The sequence below is a fragment of the Pantoea sp. PNA 03-3 genome (assembly GCF_003201175.1).
Classification (GTDB): domain Bacteria; phylum Pseudomonadota; class Gammaproteobacteria; order Enterobacterales; family Enterobacteriaceae; genus Pantoea; species Pantoea stewartii.
Window position 1 is genome coordinate 131,842 of record NZ_QICO01000005.1, and the last position, 12,628, is coordinate 144,469.

The window sequence follows — 12,628 nt, forward strand, 5'->3', positions numbered from 1 at the left end:
GTGGGTAAAGATGAAAAAAATAGAAGGTGTACTTACAGCGATTGTGACGCCTTTTACTCAGGAAGGTGATCTTTATCTTGATGAACTGAAACGCCAGGTTACCCGACAACTCAATGCCGGTAACGGTATTTTTTGCGGCGGCACAAATGGTGAGTTCTTTGTTCTCAACGAAAAAGAAAAGCTTACTGTTACAGAAACCTGTGTTAACGAAGTGTCGGGGCGGGCAAAGGTTGTTGCCCATATTGGTGAGATCTCGACCCGGGACACCCTTCGCCTGGGTAAACAAATTGAAAAGCTGGGCGTGGATGCGGTTTCAGTAATCACGCCCTATTTTGTGCCGTTAAATCAACGCGAACTGATTAACCATTACACGGCAGTTGCGGATGGCCTTTCCGTACCGGTTTTTCTGTACAACATTCCGGCCAGAACAGGCAATACGATTGAACCAGAAACCGCCCGCACCCTTGCTGCCCATCCCAATATCATTGGTGTAAAAGACAGTGCCGGAAGTTATGAAAGCCTGCGCGACTATCTGGACGCGGTAAAAGAATGCGATAACTTTGACGTGCTTAACGGCCCCGATTCACTTATCCATCAAGGCTTTGTTGAAGGGTGCTCTGCCTGTATATCAGGTCTGGCTAACGTTGCACCGCACCAGATAAATGCGATCTGGTCACGCTTTCATGCCGGCGATATTGACGGATCACGTCAGGCGCAGGAACAGGTCACAGGGTTACGCACCGATCTTTATAAGGTCGCCTTTTCACCTGCAGCAGTAAAAAAAGCGCTACAAATTTTAGGCCATAACGTGGGCGAGAGCCGTTATGCCATTCATTTTGACGCTGCGCAGAAAGAGGAAATTCGCAGAATCATTAACCTGTACCTGAAATGATAATAAGAATTTATAAATTTTAAATACCGGGAGCATAAAGCGCTCCCCGAATTTATCTTGCTCTATCTGAGGCTATAATGAAAACATTCAACGCTCAGGACACCCTGATAATTATCGGCATTGTATTGGCATATATTCTTTTTACCACCTGGCTGACATTCCGGTTACGTAGTAAAAACTCGGGCGATTTTATGGAAGGCTCAAGAGCCATGCCAGCCTTTATTGTAGGTATTCTGCTGATGTCAGAATATATCGGTGCAAAATCGACTATCGGCACGGCTCAGGCCGCCTTTGAAGGTGGGATTGCCGCGTCCTGGTCAGTCATTGGCGCCGCTATTGGCTTTCCCCTTTTTGGCATGATTCTGGTAAAACGCATTTATAATACGGGTAAAATTACCATCTCGGGTGCGATTGCTGAAAAGTACGGTAACAGCACCAAAAATATTATTTCACTGATCATGATTTATGCCCTGCTTTTGGTCAATGTGGGAAATTATGTCAGTGGTGCGGCGGCAATCGCCACTGTATTACACGTGACATTGCCGGTTGCCGCTTTTATTACGGCTGTAGTCAGTACGTTCTATTTTGCCTTCGGCGGTTTAAAAGGAATCGCCTGGGTCACCATGCTACACAGCGCGCTGAAATATTTTGGTATCCTGGCTATTCTTTGGTTTGCATTGTCACAAACGGGTGGCCTCAAGCCTATGATCAATGAAATGCCCGCTTATTACTGGACCTGGGACGGTAATATCGGCGCGTCAACCATTGTCGCCTGGCTTATCGGGACGATTGGCTCGATCTTCTGCACCCAGTTTGTCATTCAGGCTATCTCGTCGACCAGAAGTGTGAAGTCGGCGCAGCGCTCGACCTGGATTGCCTTTCTGTTCTGTATGCCGATTGCGTTGGCGATTGCCGTTATCGGTGTGGCAGCCAAATATCTCCACCCCAATATTGACAGCCTGTATGCATTGCCGGTGTTTCTGCAGGATATGAATCCCTGGCTGGCTGGTCTGGTAACGACCTCACTGGTTGCCTCTATATTTGTCAGCGTCAGTACCGTTGCCCTGGCTATCGCGTCGCTGGTGGTGAAGGATTTCTATGTGCCTTATTTCAAACCCACGACAGAGCAGGAATTTAAAACCACGCGCTGGTTGTCGCTGCTGATTGGCTTTCTGCCGCTGATCTTTGTCCTGTTTGTCCCTGAAGTTCTGAAACTGTCCTTTTTTACCCGAGCGATTCGCCTGTCTATTACCGTTGTCGCGGTCATTGCCTTCTATGCCCCGTTCTACAGAAGTACTCGCGGTGCCAATGCCGGCCTGATTGGTGCGTGTGTCGTGACCTCAGTCTGGTATCTGGCAGGCGATCCGTTCGGTATTAATAACATGTATATCGCGCTACTGACGCCCGCATTGATCATGGCGATTGACCATATGATCCCCAGCAAAGCCAGAACCGCAGCGGCTGAACACGCCAGAGCTGCCGCAGGAAAAGGAGAATAAAATGACTGTAACCGTAACGCGCGATGGCATCCTGACGCCATGGGAAAAAGATGACCGCGTACTGACCGCAATGCTGCCTTCGTCATGCCCACAGAACCACGCCGCCAATATTTTACCGCTGCACGATGGTTCCCTGCTCTGCGTCTGGTTTGGCGGCACACAGGAAGGCATAGCCGATATCTCTGTCTGGTGCTCGCGCTTACCTGCAGGCAGCCATATCTGGAGTGAGGCGGTAAAACTGTCTGACGATCCAACCCGTTCTGAGCAGAATCCCGTTCTGTTCCTCGCGCCCGACAACGTGCTGTGGCTGTTGTGGACCGCACAGCTGTCCGGTAATCAGGATACGGCGATTGTCCGCTACCGCCAGTCTGGCGATCTGGGTAAAACCTGGGGGCCCATTGACACGTTACTGGATAAACCTGGCACCTTTATTCGTCAGCCCATCACCGTGCTGGAAAACGGCAACTGGTTACTCCCGGTGTTTTACTGCCGCACACAGCCGGGTGAAAAGTGGGTGGGTAACGACGATATCAGTGCGGTGAAGATTTCATCCGACCAGGGTCAAAGCTGGCGGGATGTGGTTGTGCCGGAAAGCCTGGGGTGCGTGCATATGAATATCACTGCCCTGCAGGATGGTTCGCTGGTTGCCCTTTACCGCAGCCGTTGGGCAGACAATATCTATCTCAGCCGCTCCACCGATGGTGGTGAGAGCTGGTCAGCGCCTGAAGCCACGGTGTTACCTAACAACAATTCGTCAATTCAGGTGACGACGCTGCAAAGTGGCGAACTGGCGCTGGTGTTTAATAGCATGAGTGCAGCCGGGGCAACGGAACGTCGCGCGTCACTCTATGATGAGATCGATGACGGTGACGGCAGAAAGGAGCCAGAAGCAACCGGACGAAGCGCTTTCTGGGGGGCGCCACGCGCCCCAATGACTGTCGCAATTTCCGCCGATGGCGGCAAAACCTGGCCGTGGCAGAAAAACCTGGATGAAGGTGACGGTTACTGTATGACAAACAATTCTCAGGAAAAACTGAACCGTGAGTTTTCCTACCCGAGCATTAAACAGGATGCACAGGGTACCTTACATATCGCGTATACCTATTTCCGCCAGGCGATTAAATATGCGCGCGTCACACCCGACTGGGTGAAGGAGTAAGCAGATGATTATCGGCAATCTGAACGCCCTGCCGCTGGCAGGGTTACCCGAATCCTTACTGGCTCTGCTCCGGTTACCCGACTGTTCTCTTGAAGCACTGGCCGCAAGGGATATCGGTAGATGGCAGCCGGAAAATGCAGCGTGGTTTTGCACGATCCAACAGGCCACCACCCAGGACGCCACGCTGCGTCATACGGAATACCACCATCTTTGGACTGACATTCAGGTGATGCTGGAGGGTGAAGAGGTCATTTATGCTGGCACCCAGTCCATTGCCAGGGCCGGAGATGAAGAGCGCAAACCCGATTTGTATGTCGCGCAGCCAGAACCATTACCGGTTAACATCACTTTGCGTAAGGGAGACTTTGCGGTCTTTTTGCCCGGTGAACCCCATCAGGCCCTGTGTGCCGCAGGCGCGCCAGTAGCCGTTCGTAAAGCCGTCTTTAAGGTACCGAAATCGATGTCAGGAGGTTGAGATGCGTCACGCTATCGTTACAGGCTACAGTTCTGGCATCGGCAAAGCGATTACTCAGGATTTATTGCAAAAGGGCTGGAAAGTTACGGGGCTGAGCCGGACGCAGGGCGAGGCAGCCTTACCCAACCTCAACGGCATCGCCGTTGATCTCACTGATGCCGATCAACTCAGGTCGGCAATCAGCGGGCTTGATACGCCGGATGCGCTGATTCACGCCGCAGGAATGATCGTCGCCGCCCCGCTGGGCGAACTGGACGGAGCGGCCAGCAAACGCTTGTGGTCGTTGCACGTTCACGCAGCCGAAGTGCTGATCAATCACTTTGCGCCAACGCTTAAGCCAGGCAGCAGGATCGTCGTTATCGGCAGTCGTACCTCGCGCGGTGCCGCCAATCGCTCGCAGTATGCGGCAACCAAAGCGGCGCTGGTTGGCATGGTCCGCTCATGGGGAATGGAACTGGCTCCTCGGCAGATTACGGTGAATGTTGTCGCTCCCGGCGCAACCGAAACGCCGATGCTGACCAAACCTGAACGGGCCTCATCCGCCCCCATCCTGCCGCCAATGGGACGCCTGATTCAGCCAGAAGAAGTGGCTTCACTGGTGAGTTATTTACTCAGTGAACGCGCTGCTCCCATCACAGGTCAGGAGCTGGTGATATGTGGAGGCGCTTCACTTAAAGCCTGATTCGCCGCGTGGTTAAACCCGCGTTTACCGGCTGGTTTAACCACGGCTGTCGCGCTTATTCCGGTGAAATGACGTGAGCCCTTCCCCTTTTTTATTCACATTACGTCACGGGCTTTGCCCGCATAGCGATCTAAAACTCTTCCGGCTCGCCGGGTAGCGGTTCGGTCAGTTCCTGCCCTTTCACACCCGCGTACGTGATAATCAGCTCAGCAGGACTTTCCAGCGTAAAACCACGATGCGCACTGTTGATGGTTTCATTCAACGCTTCACCAGCCTGAAAAGTTTGCTGCTCACCCGTTTCTTTATCCTCCACCACTAACGTCCCTGAAAGGACAAATGCTGCATTGGGCATCGGATGAGTATGCCAGGGCAAGGCGGTTTGCGCCGGAAGGGTTAAGCGTATGACTGTCAGTTCGGGTTGGCCCTGCGGATAAGCGTCAATATGTTGGCCATTCCATGCCTGGCAACTTTTGAGCAGCGTTACCGCCTTAATTTCTGATGCTGATGCGTTATCGCTGTTTTCACCTGACATCGTTTCTCCTGTTAATGACGCCCCGGGCCGGGCTGAGTGACTTGTTTAAAAATAGCTGATAATTCGCCAGCACACTTAATATCAGCAATTGAAAGGCGGCAGAGACAGCGATAACAGCGCTGATGTTTTTTTATCCCAATCAGAGCATGATGGTTATATCTTATAGCGACGCGTAAGTACGCAATACCGTGAATTTGTATTAGGCTTTCGGCATCAAATACTGACGGGAATCCCTACACATGAAAGGTTTATTGACGGCGCTAATCGCCAGTTCCGTATTATTATTGTCCGCCTGCTCGCCTGATAACGATCATAAAGTGAAAGTGGCTATTAATACGGGTCCTGATGAAGCTATCTGGAAAGAAGTACAGAAAGTAGCCAAAGATAAGTATCAGCTGGATGTTGAAGTGCTGAACTTCAATGATTATGTTTTGCCCAATGAAGCACTGAATAATAAAGAAGTGGATGCGAACGCCTTTCAAAGCCTGCCTTACCTTGAAGAGCAGTCAAAGGAGCGCGGCTATAAATTTGCCGTTGTGGGCAAAACGTTTGTTTTCCCTATCGCTGCCTATTCGCACAAAATTAAAAATATCAGTGAGCTGAAGGATGGCGATACCATTACGATATCAAATGAAGCCACCACGCTTGGACGCAGCCTGCTGCTATTACAGGCTCAGGGGCTGATTAAGCTAAAAGACGGTGTGGGTTATTTACCAACATCGCTGGATATTACCGATAATCCCAAACATCTGAAGCTGGTCGAAGTGGATACACCACAGCTTACCCGCACGCTGGACGACCCAAACGTCACCCTTTCCATTATTAATACCAACTTCTCTGCGCAGGCGGGGTTATCTGCTCATCGCGATGGTTTGTTTATGGAAAGCGCCTCTTCGCCGTACGTTAACGCCCTGGTTTCACGTCAGGACAATAAAGACAGCGATAAGATTCAAAAGCTGAAAGCTGCATTTCAGTCTCCTGAGGTCGCAGCAAAAGCAGAAGACGTTTATAAAGGCGATGCCATTAAAGGTTGGTAAATCCGCTAGCCTGGGGCAAGTCGCGCAGCAGGCGGCCTGTTCCAGGCATAACGTGCCGTCAGGCGGCAGCGCCTTTGGTTTGTGCGGACAGATGCCCGGCCCATAAGCTGGCAATCCACCGGACCCCTTTCGTGGTAAACCGCGCCTGTGAGAAGGTATGCTGATTTTCTGCCGTTCCTGCGTGCAGGGTAAAGTAACCCGCCTGCAGATGGTAATGCTGTGGTGTCAGTGCGCCCTTTTCACGGTACATGATATTGCGGTCAAGCAGAAACTGACGAAAATCCGTTTCTTTCACTTTCAGCATTTTACACAGCTGACGAAAACCGAGCGCGGTGTCCACATTCACGAAATCGTCGAAAAAGGCGGCTTTTGGCGCAGATTCGGCCAGTTGCTTTTCTGCAGCACGGCGCTGTTCAAACTGCTCCGCCCAGGCGCGGGCCGCCTCGGCGGGATTCGTGAAATCAGGGAGATGAATGCGTTCTTCACGCGCCTGCCAGCGATCAAGCGCTTCCGCGGTAAAGCCAGGCGAAAGCCGGGCCACCGCCAGAAGGGAATCGCGTTTATTCAGGTGATATTCCTGGCGCATTTCGCCCTGGTGTTCATAGAGATTGACCAAAAGTGGCTGGGACAGGCGCTGTGCCGTTTCAAGGCTTTTGATTAACCGTTTAACTTCACCATGTGTATTTCCGGTCATTTGAGCAATTTCCCGGCTACTCATTGTGATGGCATGATCCGTTGCGTTGAAAGTTTCTGTCGACATCATCATGGGCTTTACCCCCTAATCATTCCAGACAACACCCAGCGGGCAGTGGAATAATTATACAATTACCTGTTTAAATATCCAGTATTATTTTTAAGCAACATCATAAATGGAATGCGTTACACAATCGAACAGCGATCGCGATACCGGAGGCACGCAAAGCATGGCCCTGTGCTTTTCACCTTGCCAGGGAACCCAGGGCACACGCGGAAGACCGCAAAAGCGAGTGAAAGGTAAGCGCACGGGGTTTACATCGGTTTATACTGTCCGCTATTCATCACTGAATTCAGCCGGATACTGCTGTCCGGCAGCGTGATCGATGTCTTTATGATGTGTGACTGGCAATGGTACGCATCAGAGAATTTATAGTCATTCGGGAAGATGAGCGCGTCTGCCGATCTCTCAGGAACCGGATGTCACGTTGACTGGAGTAAGTTATGCAACCGTTAAGAGTCGCCTTTATCAAGGCAAACTGGCACAGCGAGATTGTTTCTCAAACCCTGGCTGGATTTCAGCAGGAAATGGACAACAGCAGCACGCCCTGTGAAATCAAAACCTGGGATGTGCCTGGCGCCTTCGAAATGCCGTTACTGGCACAACGCCTGGCACAAACTGGTAAGTTCGATGCAATCGTCTGTGCGGCTCTGGTCGTGGATGGTGGCATTTACCGCCACGATTTTGTCGCTCAGGCCGTCGTGAACGGACTCATGCAGGCACAACTGGCGACCAACGTGCCCGTGTTTTCCGTCTCACTGACACCACATAATTTTCAGCCTGCCGATGAATTCATTCGCTTCTACACCGAGCATTTTGTGAAAAAAGGCAAAGAAGCGGCACGCGCAGTCCGTCAAATTCACGCCATTTCACTGTAAACGCACGTGGTTTTGTCTGTTTAACAGTCTGTTTATCACAGCCAGGCGGCGCGCTTATCCAGAGTGCCGCTATTTCAGGAGACAGTATGGAAGCCCCACGCCAGCCTTTACCACCGTTTACCGATGTACAACAGGCCATAACGAAAGTGCGTCTGGCCGAAGATGCCTGGAACAGCCGCGACCCCGAACGCGTTTCACTGGCTTACTCACCTGACAGCGTCTGGCGAAATCGCGATATCTTTCTGAGCGGACGTAGCGAAATCGTGGCGTTTTTGCGCGAGAAATGGCAGCGAGAAGCCGAGTATCGGCTGATAAAAGAGCTGTGGAGTTTTCACTCAAACCGCATTGCGGTTCGGTTTGCCTATGAATGGCATGACAGCGCGGCAAACTGGTTTCGTTCTTATGGCAATGAAAACTGGGAATTTGACGAGAATGGTTTCATGGTCAGGCGCCACGCCAGCATAAACGACGTGGCGATTGCCGAGAGTCAGCGTTTGTTTCACTGGCCTCAGGGCCGCCGACCGGACGACCATCCTTCACTCAGTGATCTTGGCCTGTAGGCAATTTCCGTGAAACATGTCTGAGATCCACCTGACGCACCTTCTCGCGTCGGGTGAGACAGAAAAGAACAGCACCATATTGTCTGAACCGTTCACCTTCAGGCCGTAAACAGCAGCCCTGACTTTTCCACTACCTGGGCATTTTAGTTCCGGCAAGGCTGTTCACGCCGACAATTCAGGTCAGTCACATCGGACTGACCCTCCCGCCTGATGCCTTAACCTTGTTCCTGCGCAGCGTCGTTTGATTTAGGCTGCTCAACAAAGGTCGCTTTATTGCGCGTCACCGTGTAGGCCACTTTTTTCACGTCGTTAGGTGACGTTGTCACCTCAAGGGGATCAATGGTTACGCGTCCCAGACCAAATAAGGTACGGACGTAACCGCCGACTTCATGTTTACCCGCCGGGACATGCAGGACTTTACTTTCGCCATTCGGCAATTCGCCAGCATCTTTACCATCCACGGTCAGGTAAATATGGGAACCGTCGTCAGCACGCGTAATCACATGAGAGACATCAATCTGCGTTTGTCCTTCGGCAAAGGCGTCAGCAGGATTGGCGGCAGGCTGCTTTTTGGCGCAGCCTGACAAGGCAGTGGCGACCGCGAGTGCGGCAAACAGATAACGATAACGCATTGTGGCTGTGTGACTCCCTGACAAATGAGCACGTTATTTTAGCGATTTCAGAGCATGATGGAAGCCCGCAGGCGCTCGGCATGCTCTGAATTTTGTCAGTAAGCAATGCGAAGGGTAACGAGAAACAGCCTGGCTGAACAGAGGTCGCCTGGCACAAGCGTGCCAGGCCTGATCGCGATCAGCTAAAGACCATTCCGCCATCAACCAGGATAGACTGGCCGGTAATATAATCCGAGTCCGGTCCTGCGAGGAAGGCTACACAGGCGGCCACATCGTCGGGCTCGGATAAACGGCCCAGTGTGATTCTTTTGGCGAAGGCCTCGGTACCATAACCTGCAGGCTGACCTGCGGCTTCGGAAATTTGCCGATCAATTTCTGCCCACATGGGGGTTTTGACAATGCCCGGACAAAAACCGTTTACGGTAATGCCCGCCGGTGCAAGATCCCGGGCTGCCGTTTGGGTCAGACCGCGCACGGCAAACTTACTCGAACTGTATATCGCCAGTTCAGGATTTCCGACGTGGCCAGCCTGGGAGCAGGCATTAATGATCTTTCCGCCGTGCCCCTCCGCTGCAAAGGCTTCAACCGCGGCCTGCATCCCCCAAATCACGCCTTTCACGTTGACGTTGTAGACTTTATCAATGATGTCTTCCGTAATGTCCTGAACAGGCGTGGACGGCGCAATCCCGGCATTATTGACAATGACATTAAAGTCGCCCAGCACTTCACGTGCCTGCTCAACCGCGTGAAAAACCTGATCACGCTTCGATACATCAACCTTGATGGCTAATGCACTGCCCTGCGCTTTTTTAATTTTTTCCGCGACCTGAGAAGCGGTATCAAAATTAAAATCCGCTACCGCAACGGCAAAGCCATCTTTCGCCAGGCGTAACGCAATCGCCTCACCAATGCCCTGGCCCGCACCTGTTACCAGCGCCACTCGATTTTTCATCATCATGTCCTCCGTTCCTTCGTGATTAAAGAAGCTGACTCAGATGGAGTTGTCCCATCAAAAGGGGGTTGTCCGCATAATCCACCGGTACAGCCACAACCGCCGGCCCCTGCACATCCATTGCTTTGCGCAGTGTCGGCTCAAGTTCAGCTGCGCTGGTCACCGCAAACCCCGCAGCGCCAAACGCCTCGGCATAGGCTTTAAAATCAATGGGCCCAAAATTGACACCGGACACACGTTGATATTTTTTCTCTTCCTGCATCGCCACCATGTTGTAGGCATTGTCGACCCAGATAATGTGCAGGATATTGGCGTTGAGCCTGACCGCCGTTTCCAGCTCCATACTGGACTGGAGAAAACCGCCATCCCCTGATACCGACACCACTTTACGTGATGGATCGACAAGCCAGGCACCGATAGCCCAGGGCAGCGCAACGCCCATGGTTTGTTGTCCGTTAGAAATCATGATTTGACGCGCACGGAAGCTGTAGAGGTAGCGGGCAATCCAGATATGAAAACTGCCCATGTCCACGGTAAGACTGACGTCACTGTTGATGATGTCCTGCATCGCCCGGACAATACGCAGGGGATGAAGTGCAAACTGATTCAGACTGGCCCCCTGAAGCGCCAGTAACTGTCGCTGTTGTTGGCGATCGTCCAGTATGCTGGCAGCCTGCTGACTAAGTTGTAAGGGTGAGGTTATCCGCGTCGCCAGCTTGCCCACCGTTGCCGCGATATTCCCCACTAACTCAGCATCAGGTAAATAGCGGTTGTCGGTTTCCGCCGGGACGACATCAATATGAATTAACGTCGCATTACCGGTATTCCACATCGCCGGTTCGTACTCAACCGGGCTGTAGCCAATCGTGATAATCAGATCCGCCTGCTGGAGTAGTTTGTCACCGGCCTGGTTATTGAAAAGACCCACGCGGCCAGCAAAACGGGAAAAGTGCTCCTGACGTATCGCGCCTGCTGCCTGATAGGTGCTGGTAACAGGGATATGGCTGCGGTTTAACAGATCGTGAATGGCCTCGCTGTTCTCAGGCTGGCTTGCCATCAGGCCAAGCAGAATCACCGGATTTTTTGCTTTGGCTATTTCACGACTGACCGCATCAAGCATGACGTCGGGTGCCGCCCCCAGGGTGATACCGCCTTTGCTGGCCAGGACTTTGCCCGTCACCGGCTGGTCGACAATATCCTGTGGCAGGCTGACAAACGCACCGCCTCCGCGACCATGCTCCGCATGGCGAAAGGCATTTGACACGCATTCAGCCAGGGCGGAGGGATCGGTCACCTCTACCGCATATTTTGTGACCGGGCGGAACATAGAGACGGTATCCAGGCTTTGGTGAACCTGCTTGGCGCTGTCAGAGCGTTTGACGGCGCCCCCCAGCGCCACAACCGGATCGCCTTCGCTGGTCGCGGTCGCCATACCGGTCACCAGATTGGAGCAACCAGGACCGGAGGTGACCAGCGCCACCCCTGCTTTTCCGGTCAGTCTGCCCACCGCAGCGGCCATAAACGCAGCATTGGCTTCATGCCGCACGGGAATGGTCTGAACAGACGAATCCAGCAATGAATCAAAGACTTTATCGATTTTTGCACCCGGAATACCAAACACATGGCTGACGCCCTGTGCTTCCAGTTGCGCGACAACCAGGTCGGCGCCGCAGGTCCAGAGGGTTGTATCTGAGAGGGTTTTCATATTCAGGCCTCGTTATTAGCTTTCGACAGAACGGATAGCGTCATCCAGGTTTTCGGGCGTCAAATTGGCGTGCAGGAAATCACTGTTTTCCGGCAGGTCAATGACCAGCTTGCTGATGGCGCCAAAGGTCAGCGTGCCCTCTTCAAGCACGTAGTCGAGAATGTGACCGCCTCCGGTTCTGTCGTCGGTGATAAAATGTTCGTGGTACCCGGCGACGTTAATGCCCTGCATGTACTGTGGCGTACGGAACCCGATAAGCTCACCGCTGCGATGAGAAAATTCAAAGATGGGCTGATTGCCGAGCACTTCTGGCATCGAGCGGTATGGGCGGCACTGACACGGAACGGTACGGGTTTGTACCGATGAAAAGTGGCCGCTGACACGTAAGGCACAGAACTGATTGTCTGAGGTGATTTCACTGTCAATTAACTGGTGCAGCTCATGACGTGGAACAGCACGTTCGAAAGTGTGTTTATGCTGAGGCTGGAAGAAGGTCATAACCGCAAAGGGCGTTTTCTGCTCAGGATGGGCAGGACGGGCGCTGCCATCCGCCCGTAACTGATAAACATTGCTGTCGAATGCAATCAATTCTCCGTCGAGCTGGTTGAACGTGCCCAGGCCAAAGTCGCCTTTACGCAGTAAATCTGCAATTCGGGTTTCACCTTCGTAAACACCGCTCAGAAGTGCACTCATCAAAGAGGTTTGATACATAACACTTTCTGGCATATTTTTTTGCAGTTTGTTCACCGTATCTTTAAGTTGATCCTCGCAGGAACAATCAGTTACAAAATTGCTCATTGGATGCCTCATGGGTTAACTGTTAAGCCGTGTTAACATTATGGTGGTCCCGTTTGCCGACAGAATCCAATAG

General features: G+C 52.2%; 14 protein-coding genes. 8 read left to right on the forward strand and 6 right to left on the reverse strand.

The genetic code is table 11. The features are described from left to right. The first annotated feature begins 10 nt into the window (after positions 1-10). From C7433_RS15400 to C7433_RS15420, 5 genes are all read left to right on the forward strand, one after another. Positions 11-892, forward strand: a complete 882-nt coding sequence (locus C7433_RS15400) for a dihydrodipicolinate synthase family protein (protein ID WP_033742431.1) — start codon at positions 11-13, stop codon at positions 890-892. Between the two features lie 77 nt (positions 893-969). Beyond that, positions 970-2,391 (forward strand): sodium:solute symporter family protein, encoded by a 1,422-nt coding sequence (locus C7433_RS15405; RefSeq protein ID WP_006121967.1) that lies wholly within the window; start codon positions 970-972, stop codon positions 2,389-2,391. A 1-nt stretch (position 2,392) separates the two neighbouring features. Beyond that, positions 2,393-3,550 (forward strand): exo-alpha-sialidase, encoded by a 1,158-nt coding sequence (locus C7433_RS15410; RefSeq protein ID WP_006121968.1) that lies wholly within the window; start codon positions 2,393-2,395, stop codon positions 3,548-3,550. Positions 3,551-3,554: 4 nt separating this feature from the next. Further along, the gene (locus C7433_RS15415; RefSeq protein WP_033742426.1) at positions 3,555-4,025 is read left to right on the forward strand and encodes a YhcH/YjgK/YiaL family protein; all 471 of its coding nucleotides are present in this window, start codon (positions 3,555-3,557) and stop codon (positions 4,023-4,025) included. Position 4,026: 1 nt separating this feature from the next. Continuing rightward, a complete protein-coding gene (locus tag C7433_RS15420) occupies positions 4,027-4,707 on the forward strand; it encodes an SDR family NAD(P)-dependent oxidoreductase (RefSeq protein WP_033742424.1) in 681 nt (226 codons plus the stop codon). Between the two features lie 130 nt (positions 4,708-4,837). On the opposite strand, the gene C7433_RS15425 is transcribed toward C7433_RS15420, so the two are convergent. Next, on the reverse strand, positions 4,838-5,239 hold the full coding sequence (locus tag C7433_RS15425) for a cupin domain-containing protein (protein ID WP_006121972.1): 402 nt from the start codon (positions 5,237-5,239) through the stop codon (positions 4,838-4,840). A 239-nt stretch (positions 5,240-5,478) separates the two neighbouring features. Here C7433_RS15425 and C7433_RS15430 point away from each other — a divergent pair, with 239 nt between their 5' ends. Further along, positions 5,479-6,276, forward strand: a complete 798-nt coding sequence (locus tag C7433_RS15430) for a MetQ/NlpA family ABC transporter substrate-binding protein (protein WP_033742422.1) — start codon at positions 5,479-5,481, stop codon at positions 6,274-6,276. Positions 6,277-6,334: 58 nt separating this feature from the next. Here the strand turns inward: C7433_RS15430 and C7433_RS15435 are convergent, their stop codons facing one another. After that, positions 6,335-7,042, reverse strand: a complete 708-nt coding sequence (locus C7433_RS15435; protein WP_033742419.1) for a phage antirepressor KilAC domain-containing protein — start codon at positions 7,040-7,042, stop codon at positions 6,335-6,337. A 431-nt stretch (positions 7,043-7,473) separates the two neighbouring features. Here C7433_RS15435 and C7433_RS15440 point away from each other — a divergent pair, with 431 nt between their 5' ends. Together C7433_RS15440 and C7433_RS15445 are read left to right on the forward strand one after the other, a co-directional pair. Then, complete coding sequence (locus C7433_RS15440) at positions 7,474-7,908, forward strand: 6,7-dimethyl-8-ribityllumazine synthase (RefSeq protein WP_006121974.1); 435 nt, start codon at positions 7,474-7,476, stop codon at positions 7,906-7,908. Between the two features lie 86 nt (positions 7,909-7,994). Then, positions 7,995-8,468, forward strand: coding sequence for a nuclear transport factor 2 family protein (locus tag C7433_RS15445; RefSeq protein WP_033742417.1), 474 nt, complete (start codon positions 7,995-7,997; stop codon positions 8,466-8,468). 215 nt (positions 8,469-8,683) lie between these two features. Here the strand turns inward: C7433_RS15445 and C7433_RS15450 are convergent, their stop codons facing one another. From C7433_RS15450 to budA, 4 genes are all read right to left on the reverse strand, one after another. Next, positions 8,684-9,100: a hypothetical protein gene (locus C7433_RS15450; RefSeq protein ID WP_006121976.1), complete on the reverse strand. Its 417-nt coding sequence runs from the start codon at positions 9,098-9,100 to the stop codon at positions 8,684-8,686. 178 nt (positions 9,101-9,278) lie between these two features. Then, positions 9,279-10,052, reverse strand: coding sequence for a (S)-acetoin forming diacetyl reductase (locus C7433_RS15455; protein ID WP_033742618.1), 774 nt, complete (start codon positions 10,050-10,052; stop codon positions 9,279-9,281). 25 nt (positions 10,053-10,077) lie between these two features. Further along, positions 10,078-11,757, reverse strand: coding sequence for an acetolactate synthase AlsS (gene alsS, locus C7433_RS15460; RefSeq protein ID WP_110268496.1), 1,680 nt, complete (start codon positions 11,755-11,757; stop codon positions 10,078-10,080). 15 nt (positions 11,758-11,772) lie between these two features. After that, positions 11,773-12,555 carry an acetolactate decarboxylase gene (budA, locus tag C7433_RS15465; RefSeq protein ID WP_033742414.1) on the reverse strand — a complete coding sequence of 261 codons (783 nt, stop codon included), beginning with the start codon at positions 12,553-12,555 and terminating at the stop codon, positions 11,773-11,775. Positions 12,556-12,628 lie beyond the last annotated feature (73 nt).